Below are 15,134 nucleotides of genomic sequence, written 5' to 3'. Positions count from 1 at the left end.
CACACAGAAGAGACGGCTGGTGGGATCTCTCCCACCGGCCGTCTCACGTTCGGGGCCTTCGGACGCCCCCCAGCAGCCCTCAGGGGCCGCTCGGTGCCCGTTCCGGCACCGAGCGGCCCTTAGGGTCATTTCGGCCCACCTAAGCCCTTACTGATGCTTTGGGAGCCTTTATTGGTTTGATCGACCTAAAGGGGGTTTAGGGCTGGGTGTCGAGTTGTCGCCGTACCTCGCCGCTGTCCCAGTAGTCGGTGCGGTGCGCGATCAGACCGTCGGCGTCGACCCGGAACCTGAACACCCCGCGCACCACCACCGGCCTGCCGTCCGCCGAGGCCAGCCGGAACGACATCCGGTAGGCGAGCGACGCCCGGTCGCCCTCGACGAGGAGATCCTCGACCTCGTAGCGCAGGTCCACGAAGTCGGCCAGGAAGCCGGTGAGGTTGGCGCGGTAGCCGTGCCTGCCGGTCACGCTCCGCCCCAGAGCCGAGGTGTGCTCGTTGACGAAGTCCTCGCTCACGCAGGCCGCGACCGCATCGGCGTCGTGCGCGTTGAGCGCCTCGACGTACCGTGCGACCGCGGCCCGGGTGAGCTGTCCGCTCAGGAGGGGTTCGCCCACAGCTTGCGCACCGTGTTGAAGACCTGCTGGTTGTGGGAGATCTCGATGACGTTGCCGTCGGGGTCCTTCAGCGCGCAGATGTAGCCGACCGGGTCGGGCATGTCGCGCGGCTCCCAGTGCAGGCAGCCCAGCTCGCGCGCCCGCTCGGCGATGCCGTCCACGTCGGTGCGCTCGGGCACCTCGATGCCGATGTGCGCGAACGGCGTCAGCAGCCCCAGCTGCCCGCCCTTGTCCTTGTTGAACGAGACGAGCACCAGGACCATCGGGGTCTCCACCTGCTTGTCGTTGGAGAGCCAGGCGCTCTCACCGTCGGCGTCGCGGAACCGCTCGACGACCACCAGCGGCGTCAGCGACGTGTAGAACTCGATCGCCTTGTCGAGGTCGCCGGTGGGCAGCGCGACATGAGTCCATCTCGCCTGGGTCAGATCACTCATTGATTCCTCCAAATATCGTGTGTTTCACTGCGGGTGGTCATCGGGGCTCGGCCCGGTCGTCAGGTAGATCCCCGTTCGAACGGTTGGCCGAGCGCCCTGGGTTCACGGTTCTGGTTCGCGAAGAGCAGCATCGCCAGCAGCGCGAGCAGGTACGGCGCCACCACGAGCAGCTGCGAGTTCATCGTCAGGCCCAGCGCCGGCAGCGCCAGGCGCATGGCGTCGGCCAGGCCGAAGAGCGCGCAGCCGATCAGGGTCCGCCGCAGCCGCCAGGCACCGAAGATCACCGCCGCGATGACGATGTACCCGCGCCCGGCGGTCATGTTCTGGTTGAACGAGCCGACCTCGCCGACCGCCAGGTACGCGCCCCCCAGCCCGGCCAGCGCGCCACACCACAGCAGCGCCTGGCGGCGGCGCAGGTTGACCCGGATACCGGTGACGTCGGCGGCCTGGGGCTGCTCGCCGACCGCTCGCAGCTCCAGGCCCCACCTGCTGCGTTCCACCAGCCACCAGGTCAGCGGGATGAGGACGATCAGCAGGTAGACCGGCCAGCGCTCGACGAACAGCGGGTGGCCGATCAGCGGGATGTCGCGCAGCCAGGGGATGCTGACCTGCGACACCTGGTGCGACTCGAACGAGCTGACCGTGATCAGGTAACTGGTCAGCCCGAGCACGAGGGCGTTGAGCACCAGGCCGATCACAAAGGTGTTGATCTCCAGCCGGTGTGAGAGGTTGCCGTGCACGAACCCGATCAGGAGCCCGATCAGCACGCCCGCGACCAGCCCGGTGGTGGCACTGCCGGTGGCGCTGGCCGTGGCGACCGAGCCGAACGCGGCGCCCAGCATCATCGCCTCGACGGAGATGTTCATGGCGCCGGCCCGCTCGGCGAGGTACTCCCCGCACGCCGCGAAGGCCAGCGGAACGGTGAGCCTGATCCCGCTGGACAGGATGGTGGAGATGTCGTCTACGGCGATCACAGCGCGGCCCCCTCTGCGACGGGCGCGGGCCGGTGCTCGGCGCGCGCGGTACGGACACCGGCCCTGCGACGCCGGATCATGGCGACGATGACGGGCGGAGCGACGAAGGCCAGCACCAGCAGGGCCTTGACCACGTCCACGAGGAACGGGGGCACACCGGTCGCGGCGAGGAAGCCGCCGCCGGAACGCAGCACGCCGAAGAGCAGGGCGACGGGTACGGTCAGCAGCGGCCGGTTACGCGCGACCAGGGCCACCAGCATGCCGTCCCAGCCGATGTTCATCGCTATGCCCGGCTGAAGCCGGTTGACTCCCACCGGGCTGGCCAGCAGCACGGCCCCGGCCAGGCCGGCGAAGGCGCCGGAGATGGCCAGCGCCATACCGCCCAGCGCGTTGACGCGCACCCCCGCGTGCTTGGCGGCGAGCGGGTTGAGGCCGAGCATGGTGAGCCGGAACCCCCACCGGGTGCGGGCGAGCGCCACCGCGACCACCACGGCGCCGACCAGCGCCAGCAGCAGGCCCCCGTTGACCTGAAGGTTGGGGTACTCACCGATCGAGCCGAGCAGCGCGCCGGCCGGCAGCGGGTTGGACTGCGGCGAGACGATGGCATCCCCGATCCGCGACTCCTGCAGCAGCCACGGCGTGTTCACCGCGAACGCGACGACCTGCTGGGCGATGAAGATCATCAGGAGCGTGCTGACCACGATGTTGACGCCGCGGATCCGGTACATCAGCGCGCTGAGGGCCGCCCAGGCGCCGCCCGCCAGCGAGGCGGTCAACAGGACGATCACCAGCAGCAGCGGCCCCGGGACCGCCAGGCGCAGGCCGACCCAGGCCCCGAAGAGGGCGCCGATCAGCACCTGGCCCTCCTGGCCGATGTTGAACGTGCCCGATCGGGCGCTGACGCAGGCGCCCACGGCGACCAGCAGCAGCGGTGCCGCGTACAGCAGCGTGGAGGTCCAGGCCGTCCAGTTGGCCATGCTGCCCTGGAAGAGGGCCTGCACCGACGCCAGGGGAGATCCCCCGGTGACGGCGATCAGCAGTGACGACAGGGAGAGCGCCACGAGCACGCCCACGGCGGTCGCCAGGCCGGTCTGCCAGCCGCCCGCACTCGGGGTGAGGAAGGCCAGCAGGCGACGCCCGGAGGTGTCGTCCGTGCCGGGAGCCGGATGGGACTTTCGCCCCGGCTTCTGGGGGGAGTCCTGGCGGAGGTCCTCGCGGACTTCGTTCACGCGGCCACCCCGCCCACCAGCATCCCGAGCCGCTCGGCCGTGGCCTCCCCGGTGGAGAGCACACCGGTGATCTTCCCGGAGGAGATCACCGCGATCCTGGAGGAGAGCGCCATGACCTCCTCCAGTTCGGTGGATATCAGCAGCACGGCCACTCCTCCTGACGCGACGTCGCGCAATCGCCGGTACATGTCCTCGATGGCCCCCACGTCCAGCCCGTGCGTGGGCTGCGCGGCGACCAGCACGAGCGGTCCCGCCGAGAGCTCACGGGCGAGCACGACCCGCTGCTGGTTGCCTCCCGACAGGCTGCGCACCGGGGTGTCCATCGACGGGGTGACGATGTTGAACTCGGCCGCCAGGCGGCGGGCCACCTCATGCGTCTTCCTGCGGCTGACGAACGCGCGGCCGCTCACGGCGTTCAGCGACTTCATGACCAGGTTCTCGGCGACGCTCATGTCCAGCACCACCCCGGATGCGTGCCGGTCCTCCGGCACGATGCCGAGTCCGGCCGCGTGCAGCGCCCCCGGGCGGTTCAGGTCCACCTGCCTGCCGGAGATCTCGACAGACCCGGCGTCCGGGACGACGAGCCCGGACAGCACGTCGCCCAGGTTCGACTGGCCGTTGCCCTCGACCCCGTACAGGCCGACGATCTCGCCGGGGGCGACGTCCAGGTCGAGGTCGGACAGCACACGCACCCCGTCGACGGTGACGGTCAGGCCGCGCAGCCGCAGCGCGGCCATCGAGGCCTCCGCTTTACCCGCTCCGGATTCACCCGTCCGCGGGGTATCGACCGGCAGCAGGCCGAGCGCCGCGGCCTCGCTGCCCAGGGAGACCTCCCTGCCCACCATCTGGCGGGCCAGCTCCTGCGGCCCCGTCTCCGCGGTCGCGCTCTGGAAGACGACCCTCCCCTTGCGCAGCACGGTCACCCGGTCGGTGGCCGCGGTGATCTCCGCCAGCTTGTGGCTGATCAGGATGACCGCACGGTTCTCCGAGCGGACCACGTGGCGCAGCACACCGAACAGCTCGGCCGACTCCGCCTGGGTCAGCACGGACGTCGGCTCGTCGAGGATGAGCACCGACGGATCCCGGCGCAGGCATTTGATCAGCTCGACCCGCTGCCGCTCGCCCGCGGAGAGCCGTTCGACCCTGGCCAGCGGGTCGATCGGCAGGCCGTAGCGCTGGGAGACGTCCCGCACCTGGTCACAGGCGGCGGCCTTGTCGATCTTCCCGGTGTCCCCCAGGATGACGTTCTCCCAGACCGTCAGCGGATTGATCAGGCTGAAGTGCTGGTGCACCATGCCGATGCCGAGAGCCACGGCCTCCTGCGGGCTGCCGATGTCGACGGGCCCGTCATGGTGCAGGATGGTCCCGGCGTCCCGCTGGACGAGGCCCAGCAGGATCTTCATGAGCGTCGACTTTCCGGCCCCGTTCTCACCGAGCAGACCGTGGATCTCGCCCTGGTGCACGGCGAGATCCACGGCGTCGCAGGCGACGACCGGACCGTAGCTCTTGCTGATTCCCCGCAGCCGCAGCGCGGGCGCCGATGGCGGGGTGAGCTCCCTCGCCCGTTCGTCCTCTGTCATCTCAGGAACCGAGCCTCTTCACCGTCTCCGTGGTGTCGATCTTCTTGCTACCGACGTCGGCGATGAAGGCCTTCAGCTTCTCGTTCTGCTCGGGGGTCCCGTTACAGATCTTGACGGTCGGGAACGGGTCGACGCCGAGCGTCCAGACCTTCTCCACGCCCATCTGCAGCTTCGCGGCGGCGAGTTCCTCCAGCGCGGCCTTGAAGTAGTCTCCGGGGCTGAAGAGCACCGAGATGTCGAACTTGGGCTTGGTGGAGTCGCACCGGTCGGTACCGGGGGTGAGGGTGAGGACCCCGTTGGCGTTGGCCAGCTCCGCCGCCGCGTCGGTGGCGCCGCCGAGGTAGGGGTAGATGACCTTGGCGCCCTGGCTGATCTGCGCCTGGGTGGCCTCCTTGGCCTTGGCGGAGTCGTTGAGGTCTCCGCTGTAGGTGGTCGTCAGCGTGGCCTCCGGAATCACCAGCCGGATGCCGGCCTTGAACGCGGCGGACGCGGTGACGGTGAAGTCGGCCTCGGGGCCGGTCACGAACCCGGCCTTGGTGTCGCCGTTGTCCTTCATGATCAGGCCCGCCGCGTACCCCGCGGCCAGCATGCTCTGGTCGGCCCGGTCGGTGGAGAGCATGATCTTCGGGGTCTGCAGGATGTTGTCGGCGGACGGCACGTACCAGGCGGTGTTCGCGCACACCGGCTCCTCCGAGGCCGGGATCGCGTCCCGGAGCTCCGAGGCGCCGAGGGCCACCATGTCGACCTTCTGCTGGCAGAGCGCCCGCGCGGCGTTGAGCGCCTCGCTGGTGTTGACGCTGCCGCGCTTGATGATCGTCCAGCCCTTCTCCGCGGCGAACGCGTCCGCCGTGTCGACGAAGCTCTGGTAGTAGCCCTTGTCGTTGATGTCACCCGGGCTCAGCACCCCGATGACGACCTTGCCGTCGCCGTTGATGTCCGGCTGACCCGGCAGCACGTTGCCGCCCTCGGTCTTCGCGCTCGCGTCGGCCGGGGCGGGGGCCGTGGCCTGGGGCGCGGTGGCATCGTTGCTCGCGCACCCGGCGAGCGCCAGCGCGCTCAGGCAGGCGGTCAGTGCGGCCGTGGCCCGGCCCCTTCGATAGTATGCGGCCATGACGATCCTCTCGATCTGAATGCTCGCGCACCGCCCACGGTGCGCGAGTGGGGGATGAATCTTGGTCGCCGGCGGGGTGCGGGCTTTAGCGGAGCCCCTCCCCTGCCTGCGCGATGGGTCAGGCGAGCACCTCCTCGCCACCCGGCAGATCGGCGTAGGCGATGCGGTCCTGGCTGAAAATCGACTCCGGCGACGCCGCGACGAACCAGGGAAAGCCCATCCTGCCGACCGCGTGCACCTTGGTCGGGTCGATCCTGGTGGGAGACGCCATGATCGACTCGTCCACCGTTATGCAGACCACCTCGGCCAGCACGATGTGCACGCCCGAGAAGCAGGAGGAGGAGTCCCCCCGGTCGATGACCTCGCGCACCCGGCACTCCAGGTGCGCCGGGCTGTCGGCCAGCGACGGGGGCCGGACGACCTGCGACGGCACGGTCCGCCAGCCGACGAGGCCGGCCTCGTCGACGCCGGCCGGATACTCCCTGGCCACCGTCTCGATGTGATCGGCCAGGGCGGTCGTGGTCACGTTGATCACGAACTCGCCCGAGGCGTTCAGATTCACCCAGCTGTCCTTGGGTTCGTCTGTCGCCTCCCTGACCGAGCCCACCGTGACCGCGACGAGCGGGGGTTCTCCGGAGACCGGCATGTAGTAGCTGAACGGGGCGACGTTCACGCCGCCCTTGGCGTCCAGCGTGGTGATCATCGCGATCGGGCGCGGCACGACGAGCTGGGAGAGCAGTCCCTGCTTCTGCGCCGGCGTCCTGTCTGCGAGATCGATGATCCTCATCCGCGTACTCCTTGGATGTATTCTTCCGCCGACAGGGCCTGCCAGCGGTGGGGAACGTCGATTCCGGTCCTGCGGAGCAGCGCGGCGGACCGTGCCTGCGCCTCCTCCGACAGGGCTTCGAGATCGACGGTGGTGATCCGGCGGTCGCGCACGACCACCTGACCGTCGACGAGGACGTCCCGGACCGTGTGGCTCGGGGCGCCCCAGACGAGGTGGGTCGCGAGGTCACCGCGCGGGGCCCAGACAGGGTCCCCGGTGTCCAGGACCACGAGGTCCGCGGCCTTGCCGACCTCGATCGAGCCGACGAGGTCGCCCAGGCCCACCGCGGCGGCGCCGTCGATCGTGGCCAGCGCGAACGCCTGGTCGGCGCGGAGGACGGGCCGCACGTCGCGGTCGCGCTCCAGCGCGGTCAGCAGCCACGCGGCACGCAGCAGATCGGGCACGTCGCCCGCGTTGTGGGAGTCACAGCCCAGGGCGACCCTGCCGCCTCGGCGTACGAGCTCGGCGTGCCGGCCGGCGCGGGTGTAGCCCTGGCCGAGGCGCAGGTAGGCCCCGGGGCAGGATGCCACCGCGGTCCGCGTCTCGACGAGGGCGTCCAGCTCCGCGTCGTCGAGCCAGACGGCGTGGCCGAGCACCAGCCTCGGGCCCAGCACGCCCAGCTGCCCGAAGTGGAGCACCGGCCGCCTGCCCGCGCGCCGCGCGTAGGCGTGGACGTCCGCCTCGCCCGGCGAGATGTGCCAGGTGAGACCGACATCCAGCCGCTCGGCCAGCTCGGCGGCGCCGGTGAACAACTCGTCGCTCGCCAGATCGTGCCCCACCAGGGTGACCCAGCCGGTGACGGTCCCGCCTGGCGGCAGCGCGCGTACCGTCTCCTCCTGCAGGGCCAGGGTCTCGGCCGCGGGCAGCGCGTGCAGGGCGCCGGGCACGTCCCAGCCCCACCGGCCGACCCGGCCGCGGATGCCGGCCGCCCGGAGCCCCGCCGCCACCCGCAGCGGGTGGGCGACGGTGCCCGGCTCCAGGATGGTGGTGACCCCGCGCAGGAGCGACTCGGCGGCGGTCAGGGTGGCGGACAGCTCGTCGTCGTCGCCGGTGACCTTGCCGTGCAGCGGGACGATCCAGTCGAAGATCGACTCCTGGGAGTCGATGTCGTCCGGGATCATGCTGCGCACCAGCGGGTCGGCGGTGGTGTGCTGGTGGGCGTTGACCAGGCCCGGGATGACGACGCAGCCGCCCGCGTCGAGTTCGGCCGCGCCGGGGAAGTCCTTCCGCAGGGTGGCGGCGGGACCGATCGCGGCGATGCGCCCGTCGGCGACGGCGACGGTGGCGCCGGTGACCACCTCGCGACGCGGCGACATCGTCACCACGTCCCCGCCGACGATCAGCAGAGCGGCGTCATGCCCCGCTCGATCCGGCTGCGCTGCCCGCTCCCCTGTCATGGCCGCACCAGCACTCTGCCGACCAGATCGCGCGAGCGCTCCAGCCCGAAGCTCTCGTGCAGGTCTTCCAGGCCGCACTCGGCGGCGCGGAGGGTGCGCATGCCTCCCGCGAAGTACGCGTCGAGCATGGCGGTGAAGTCAGCCGGGGTGTAGGCGCCGGCGCCCAGCAGGCGGAGCCCTCGGTGGTAGATCTCGGCGAGGGAGAGGGAGACCTGGTCGCCGCTGGTGTTGCCGAAGGTCACCAGCCTGCCGCCGATCCGCAGGCAGCTCAGGGAGTGCCGCCAGGTGGCGGCGCCCACGTGATCGAGGACGACGTCGGCGCCCCTGCCGCCCGTGTGGTCGCGGACCGCGTCGGCTATCGGGGCGTCGTTGCGCAGCAGCAGGTCGGCACCGAGCCCGGCCGCGACGGCGAGCTTCTCGTCGCTTCCGGCCACGGCCACCACCCGGGCACCGGCCCGCTTGGCCAGCTGGATCGCGGCGATGCTGACAGAGCCGGCGGCGCCCTGGATCACCACGCAGTCGCCGGCGGTCACCTTCCCGACGGCGTAGGTGGCGTTCCAGGCGGTGCTCCACGGGGTGGGCAGCGCCGCGGCCTCGTCGAGGTCGACGTGGTCCGGCACCGGGTGTGCCAGGTTGGCGGGGACCGCCACGAACTCGGCGTAGCCGCCCGGCATGTTCCCGCCGATGACCCGCAGCCGGGCGCAGTGGCCGCGGTCACCGGCCAGGCAGTGCGGGCACGATCCGCAGCCCACCGTAGGATCGACCACGACCCGGTCTCCGACCGTCAGGCCGGTGACCGCCGATCCGATCGCCGCCACGTGGCCGGCGATGTCCATGCCGGCGATGTGCGGCAGGCTGAAGCCGGGGAGCACCCCGGGGCCGCGCCGCTGGAGCAGGTCGAGCCGGTTGAGGGCGCAGACGCCGACCCGGACGACCACGTCGAGCGGACCGGGCTCGGGGTCGGCGACCCGTTGAACGCTCACCGCCTCCGGACCTCCGAAGGCCGTCTGGACCAGTGCTCGCAACTCTAACCCTCCAAGCGATCGTTATTCACGATGGCATCTCGCATTGTGATTCATCGCCCGCAATGCGTCGTACTCTGCCGCCGCTCCGATAGGCGTGTCAATGCCTCCGGAGCCAACTGCCCCGCGCGTCACATGCTTGTTACATGCGTGCCGCGTGGCGTGAATATGTGCAGGTTGGAACGCTGCCATTTAACAGCCGCTCCGTCACTGCCACGTTCATTCCACGGGCGACCGGTCGAGCAGGCGTACCGCGACAGCCTTCTCCTGCGTGTACTCCCGCATGGCGGCGTATCCGCCGCCACGGCTGAAGCCGCTGTCCCTCTGCATGTTGAAGGGGAAGCCGATGACCCCGGCGTCGGCGAACTGGTTGACCGAGACCTGCCCCGAGCGCACCTCCTGGGCCAGGCGCAGCGCCCGGGAGACGTCGCTCGTCCAGATGCACGCCAGCAGGCCGAAGTCGGTGTCGTTCATCATCTCCACCGCCTGCCGGGCGCCGGAGAACTCCTGCACCGCGAGCACCGGGCCGAACACCTCCTCCCTGGACAGCCGGGAGCGCGGGTCCACGCCGTCGAAGAGCGACGGCTGGACGAACCAGCCGCCGTCCGCCCGCTGCGCGGGGCCACCCCCGGTGACCAGGCGGGCGCCTTCTGCGGGGGCACTCTCCAGGAAGCCGAGCACCCGGCGGTACTGCGCCTCGTTGACCAGCGGCCCCATGTCGAGGTCGGCGTCCCACGGGCCGATCCGCACGGCGCGCATCGACTCCGCCACCCGCTCCACGACCTCGTCCCTGATGGACGCCTCGACGAGCAGCCTCGACCCCGCGTAGCAGTTCTGCCCGGCGTTCTCGGTGATGGAGCCCACGATCGCCGGGATCGCCACGTCGAGATCGGCGTCGGCGAAGAGCACGTTGGGCGACTTGCCGCCCAGCTCCAGCTTGACCGGGACCAGGTTGTCCGCCGCGGCCCGCATGATCGCACGGCCGGTGGTCGTGGAGCCGACGAAACTGATGTGGTTCACACCGGGGTGTGAGGTGAGCGCGGCACCGGCGTCGGCGCCGACTCCGGCGAGCACGTTGAGCACGCCCGGTGGGAAACCGGCCCGCCGCGCCAGCTCCGCCAGCGCGAACGGCGCCAGCGGCGCCACCTCCGAGGGCTTGAGCACCACCGTGTTGCCCGCGGCCAGCGCGGGGGCCACGTTGGCCGCGGTGAGCACTGCCGGAACGTTCCAAGGGATGATGACCGCGCAGACGCCGTACGGCTCCTGCAGGGTGTAGCCAAGGTAGTCGGGGGTGCGGGTGGGAAGAGTCACGCCGGTCAGCTTGTCGGCGGCGCCCGCGAAGTACTCGATGATGCCCTGGGTGATGAAGATGTTCATCCGGCCACCCGACAGCGGCTTGCCGACGTCTCGGGCCTCGAAGCGGGCGAGGTCCTCGACATGCTCCCCGATCAGCTCCGACCAGCGGCGCAGCAGCCTGCCGCGCTCGGAGGCCGAGGTCGCGGCCCAGCCGGGGAAGGCCCGCCGGGCGGCCTGCACGGCGTCGTCCACGTCCGCTCGGCCCGCGCAGGCCACCGTCTGGATGGTCTGGCCGGTGGCGGGGTCGGCGATGTCGAGCTCGCCGGCGTCACGAGCGGCTGCCCACTCTCCGTCGATCAGTTGCTGGGCGGAAGGGATCACAAGTTCGGCCATGTCGGAATCCTTGACCCCCCTTGTTCTGCATGTCAAGATGCCATCTCGTTTTATGAAAATAGCTGTGGAGGATCCGTGCGTATCACCGCCGCCGTTCTGGAGGCCTCCGGAGGGTCCTTCGCCCTCCGGGAGACAGAACTCGAAGAGCCCCGTCCCGACGAGGTGCTGGTCCGGGTGAGCAGCACCGGCATCTGCGGTACCGACCTGGAGTTCGCCACCTTCTTCCCCACCCCCGCGGTGCTCGGCCACGAGGGCGCCGGGGTCGTGGAGCGGGTCGGCTCGCGGGTGACCTCGGTGGCCCCCGGTGACCACGTGGCGATGAGCTTCACCTCCTGCGGCGCCTGCTCCCTCTGCCTGACCGGGTCCCCCGCCTACTGCCGGAGCTTCGACGCCCTCAACTTCGGCGGCAGGCGGCCCGACGGCTCCTCGGCGCTCTCCCTGGACGGCGCGCCGGTCAACGGCCACTTCCTCGGGCAGTCGTCCTTCGCCACGCACGTCGTGGCGACCGAGCGCGCCGTCGTCCCCATTGACAGGAGCATCGACCTGACCCATGTCGGCCCGTTCGGCTGCGGCCTGCAGACCGGCGCGGGTGGGGTGTTCAACGTGCTGCGCCCGTCCCCCGGCTCCTCGATCGCCGTCTTCGGGGCCGGCGCGGTGGGGGTCGCGGCGATCATCGCGGCGGCGATCAGCGGCTGCTCGGTCGTCGCGGCGGTCGACGTCAACGCCGCCAAGCTGGAGGCCGCCCGCTCCTACGGCGCGACGCACACGGTCGACTCCTCCGTCTCCGACTCGGCCGAGGCGCTGCGCGAGATCGCACCGCACGGCTTCGACTTCGTCATCGACACCACCGGCCGCCAGGACGTGCTGCGCACCGCCGTCGAGGCGCTCGGCCCGCTCGGCCGGTGCGGCGTGATCGGCGTCGGCCCCAGCCAGGAGATGAGCTTCGACTGGCGCAGTATCCTCAACGGGCGCACCGTCACCGGAATCATCGGCGGCAGCAGCCTCCCCCAGGTGTTCCTGCCCAGGCTGCTGGATCTGTACGTCGCGGGACGCTTCCCGGTGGACAGGATGATGACGTCCTACCCCTTCGAGCGGATCAACGAGGCGATCGCCGACCTGCGCGCCGGTAGGACCGCGAAGGCCGTCCTGACCTTCTGAGCTCCCGGTCCTCGCCGGAGACCGTGTGACATCGCTGCGATATGCGAGACATTGTCTCGTGATCCGCACGTGAGTAGACTTCCGGCACCCAGACACCCAGTGGCGCGGCTGGGCAACACCGCGCATCGTTCGTATGGATATGGGGCCTGTGCGCCATGACCCAGCAGGTTGACTTCGACCACCACTCCGCGGCGTGCACCGCGGACCCGGTCACCTACTACGACTCCTTTCGCGAGCAGTGCCCGGTCGGCCGGACCCCGGCCCACGGCGGCTTCGTCTACACGACCCGCTACGCGGACGTGACCAGGATCGCCCGCGACGACGACACCTTCTCCTCCTCCAGGGCCTCCTCGGGCGAGGACCGGGTCGCGATCGTCATCCCCAGCGGGCCTGGCCTGGAACAGTACCCGATCGAGTTGGACCCTCCACAGGCCACCGAGTACCGCGACCTGATCAACCCCCTGCTCACCCCGGACGCCGTCGACCGGCTGCGGCCGATGATCGCCAGGCACGCCACGCGCGTCGTCGACGCGTTCATCGAGCACGGCTCGGCCGACTTCGTCCGTGATCTGACCAATCCGCTGCCCGCCGCGGTCACCCTGGACTGGCTGGGCTTCCCCGAGGAGGACTGGGCCCGGCTGGCCGGGCCGATCCACGACATCTTCGCCGCGCCCGCCGACAGCGACCGGGCCCGCAGGGGCGCCGAGGGCCTCGCCTACATGGAACGGCGGATCCGCGAGATCATCCGGCTACGCCGGGCCGAACCCGCCTCGGACGCGACGAGCGTCCTGGCCGCACAGCACCGTCCCGACGGCACCCCGTACGGCGAGGACGAACTGGTGTCGGTGATCGGGCTGCTCATCGCGGGCGGTGTCGACACCACCACATCGCTGACCGGCAGCGTCCTCGTGCATCTGAGCCGCCACCCCGAGCAGCGGCGCCGCCTGATCGAGTCGCCCGACCTGCTCGACACGGCCACCGAGGAGTTCCTCCGGGCGTTCGCCCCCTCGCAGTCCATGGCGCGCACCGTACGCGCCGACACCGAGATCGGCGGGTGCCCGGTACGGGCCGGCGAGCGCGTGCTGATCCCGTGGGTCGCCGCCAACCACGATCCGGCCGTCTTCCCCGACCCCGCCGAGGTGCGCCTGGACCGGGACGCCACCAGGCACCTCAGCTTCGGCATCGGCACGCACCGCTGCGCCGGCGCTCACCTGGCCCGCGCCATGTTCCGCGAGATGATCACCCAGGTGCTGACCAGGCTGCCCGAATTCCAGGTGCTCGAAGACGGGCTCGTCGCCTACCCCACGCGGGGGAACCAGTCCGGCTGGGACGCGATCCCCGCGATCTTCCCACCGGGACCCCGGCTGGGTGCCGGATCCGCGCCCGGCACCCAGCCGGCCTTCACCTCTCCTTTCAACAAGGCCGCCTCCTTCGAGGCGGTCGTCACCCGGACCGAGCCGGTCGCCGACGGTGTGCTGGCGCTGACCCTGGCCAGGGCGGGCGGCGGCGAACTGCCCGCCTGGGAGCCCGGCGCGCACCTGGAGTTCCGCCTGCCGTCGGGCCGCGTCCGGCAGTACTCCCTGTGCGGCGACCCCGGGCAGCGAGACAGCTACCGGGTGGCGGTGCTGCGCGAGGAGAACGGCCGCGGCGGCTCGGCCGAGATGCACGAGATCGCCCGTGAGGGTGTCACCGTCGGCGTACGGGGACCGCGCAACCACTTCCCGCTGGTGGCCGCCGAGGACTACCTGTTCGTCGCCGGGGGTATCGGCATCACCCCGATCCTGGCCATGGTCCGCGCCGCCGCCCGCCGGGGCAGCCCCCTGCGCGCCGTCTACGGCGGGAGATCCCGCGCGTCCATGGCCTTCGGCGACGAACTGGTGGAGTGCGCGGGCGAGCGCGCCGAACTCGTGCCACAGGACGAGTTCGGCCTTCCCGACCTGGACGCGATCCTGGCCTCGGCGGGGCCGGCCACCGCGATCTACTGCTGCGGCCCGTCCGGGATGATCGAGGCCGTTGAGCGGGTCTGCGAGCGCCTGGGCATCGGCGACCGGCTGCACGTCGAGCGCTTCACCGCCGGGGACGCCCCGGAGGTGCTCTTCGACCCGGCGGCCAACACCGCCTTCGACGTCCACCTCGCCCGGACGGGGCGGACCGTGCGGGTCGAGCCCGACCAGCGCCTCATCGAGGCGATCCGCGAGGTCGCCCCCGGCCTCTCCTACGACTGTGAGAAGGGATACTGCGGCGCCTGCGAGACCCGGGTGCTCGCGGGAACGCCCGAGCACCGCGACTCGCTGCTGACCGCCGAGGAGCGGGAGGCGGGCCGGACAATGATGATCTGCGTCGGCCGCTCGTCGTCACCCCGCCTGGTCCTGGACCTCTGACGGTCCGGCGAGACTCGCAGGAAGCGAGGAGCGGGGGCGGAGGGGGAATCCGCCCACGGGTGCCCCGCCTCCGCCCCTCGCACCTGTACCGCTCGCGCGGATCCGTCATACGATGCCGCACATGCCGAACATCGGACCCGTGGAGCTGCTGATCGTCGCCATCCTGTTGGCGGTGATCCTGGTGATCGTCATCGGGGTCGTCATGGCCGCCAGGAAGGGCAACCAAGTGCCCATGCCCGTGCCGACGCCCATGCCTACCCCGCAGGGGCTGCATGAGCTCGTCACCGGCCTGGTCCGCACGGGACGCAGGATCGAGGCGATCAAGGAGCTGCGCCGCCACACCGGGCTCAGCCTGCGGGACGCCAAGGTGACCGTCGACGGCGTGGCCATGGGACACGACCTGTGGAGCCACCCCGCCATGACCCGGTTCAAGCCCGCCCAACCCACCGCTCTGCCGCACCCCGGTGCCGCGGGCCCCGACCTGGCCACCCGCGTGCGCGAGCTCAAGGCCGCCGGCCGCGCCGAGCAGGCGGTCTATCTGGTGCGCGGCGAGACCGGCATGGGCGAGCGCGAGGCCGAGTTGTTCGTCGAATCACTGTCAGCTTCTCAGCCCTGAAGGACTGAACTTGCAGCTCCTCGCCGTCGGTGGCTTCGACGGTCTGGTCCGCGTCAGGCAGCGTGACTCACTGCCCAGCTTGTGACACCGCGTGAGGCGATGTT

13 protein-coding genes are annotated in these 15,134 nt (G+C 70.9%); 3 read left to right on the top strand and 10 right to left on the bottom strand.

The genetic code is table 11. From position 1 onward, the window contains the following. Positions 1 to 196: 196 nt before the first annotated feature. The 10 genes from ACWD3H_RS41005 to ACWD3H_RS40960 all read right to left on the bottom strand — a co-directional run bounded on the left by ACWD3H_RS41005 (position 197) and on the right by ACWD3H_RS40960 (position 10,875). Positions 197 to 613 (bottom strand): ester cyclase, encoded by a 417-nt coding sequence (locus ACWD3H_RS41005; RefSeq protein ID WP_355566827.1) that lies wholly within the window; start codon positions 611 to 613, stop codon positions 197 to 199. Then, a complete protein-coding gene (locus tag ACWD3H_RS41000) occupies positions 595 to 1,047 on the bottom strand; it encodes a VOC family protein (protein WP_350928602.1) in 453 nt (150 codons plus the stop codon). The genes ACWD3H_RS41005 and ACWD3H_RS41000 overlap by 19 nt, the downstream gene beginning before the upstream one ends. A 59-nt stretch (positions 1,048 to 1,106) precedes the next feature. Beyond that, a complete protein-coding gene (locus ACWD3H_RS40995) occupies positions 1,107 to 2,021 on the bottom strand; it encodes an ABC transporter permease (protein ID WP_350928600.1) in 915 nt (304 codons plus the stop codon). Beyond that, positions 2,018 to 3,250, bottom strand: a complete 1,233-nt coding sequence (locus ACWD3H_RS40990) for an ABC transporter permease (RefSeq protein WP_355566822.1) — start codon at positions 3,248 to 3,250, stop codon at positions 2,018 to 2,020. Before ACWD3H_RS40990 ends, ACWD3H_RS40995 begins: the two co-directional genes overlap by 4 nt. After that, positions 3,247 to 4,830 (bottom strand): ABC transporter ATP-binding protein, encoded by a 1,584-nt coding sequence (locus ACWD3H_RS40985; protein WP_355566819.1) that lies wholly within the window; start codon positions 4,828 to 4,830, stop codon positions 3,247 to 3,249. The genes ACWD3H_RS40990 and ACWD3H_RS40985 overlap by 4 nt, the downstream gene beginning before the upstream one ends. 1 nt (position 4,831) lies before the next feature. Further along, positions 4,832 to 5,941 carry a BMP family ABC transporter substrate-binding protein gene (locus ACWD3H_RS40980; RefSeq protein WP_355566816.1) on the bottom strand — a complete coding sequence of 370 codons (1,110 nt, stop codon included), beginning with the start codon at positions 5,939 to 5,941 and terminating at the stop codon, positions 4,832 to 4,834. A gap of 118 nt (positions 5,942 to 6,059) precedes the next feature. Next, positions 6,060 to 6,728 carry a flavin reductase family protein gene (locus ACWD3H_RS40975; RefSeq protein ID WP_355566813.1) on the bottom strand — a complete coding sequence of 223 codons (669 nt, stop codon included), beginning with the start codon at positions 6,726 to 6,728 and terminating at the stop codon, positions 6,060 to 6,062. After that, entirely contained in the window at positions 6,725 to 8,164 is a 1,440-nt protein-coding gene (locus ACWD3H_RS40970) for an amidohydrolase family protein (protein WP_451958860.1), read from the bottom strand. Before ACWD3H_RS40970 ends, ACWD3H_RS40975 begins: the two co-directional genes overlap by 4 nt. Continuing rightward, the gene (locus tag ACWD3H_RS40965) at positions 8,161 to 9,147 is read right to left on the bottom strand and encodes a zinc-binding dehydrogenase (protein ID WP_355566807.1); all 987 of its coding nucleotides are present in this window, start codon (positions 9,145 to 9,147) and stop codon (positions 8,161 to 8,163) included. Before ACWD3H_RS40965 ends, ACWD3H_RS40970 begins: the two co-directional genes overlap by 4 nt. Before the next feature lie 258 nt (positions 9,148 to 9,405). After that, positions 9,406 to 10,875: an aldehyde dehydrogenase family protein gene (locus tag ACWD3H_RS40960; RefSeq protein ID WP_355566804.1), complete on the bottom strand. Its 1,470-nt coding sequence runs from the start codon at positions 10,873 to 10,875 to the stop codon at positions 9,406 to 9,408. A gap of 75 nt (positions 10,876 to 10,950) precedes the next feature. On the opposite strand from ACWD3H_RS40960, the gene ACWD3H_RS40955 reads away from it, so the two are divergent. From ACWD3H_RS40955 to ACWD3H_RS40945, 3 genes are all read left to right on the top strand, one after another. Then, positions 10,951 to 12,033, top strand: coding sequence for an NAD(P)-dependent alcohol dehydrogenase (locus tag ACWD3H_RS40955; protein WP_451958859.1), 1,083 nt, complete (start codon positions 10,951 to 10,953; stop codon positions 12,031 to 12,033). Between the two features lie 155 nt (positions 12,034 to 12,188). Then, complete coding sequence (locus ACWD3H_RS40950; RefSeq protein ID WP_451958858.1) at positions 12,189 to 14,414, top strand: cytochrome P450/oxidoreductase; 2,226 nt, start codon at positions 12,189 to 12,191, stop codon at positions 14,412 to 14,414. A 121-nt stretch (positions 14,415 to 14,535) separates the two neighbouring features. After that, positions 14,536 to 15,030 carry a hypothetical protein gene (locus tag ACWD3H_RS40945; protein WP_451958857.1) on the top strand — a complete coding sequence of 165 codons (495 nt, stop codon included), beginning with the start codon at positions 14,536 to 14,538 and terminating at the stop codon, positions 15,028 to 15,030. Positions 15,031 to 15,134: the final 104 nt, after the last annotated feature.

The sequence above is a fragment of the Streptosporangium sp. NPDC002607 genome (assembly GCF_053592655.1).
The sequence above is the reverse complement of the archived record's forward strand: the minus strand, read 5'-3'. Positions and strand labels throughout refer to the sequence as shown.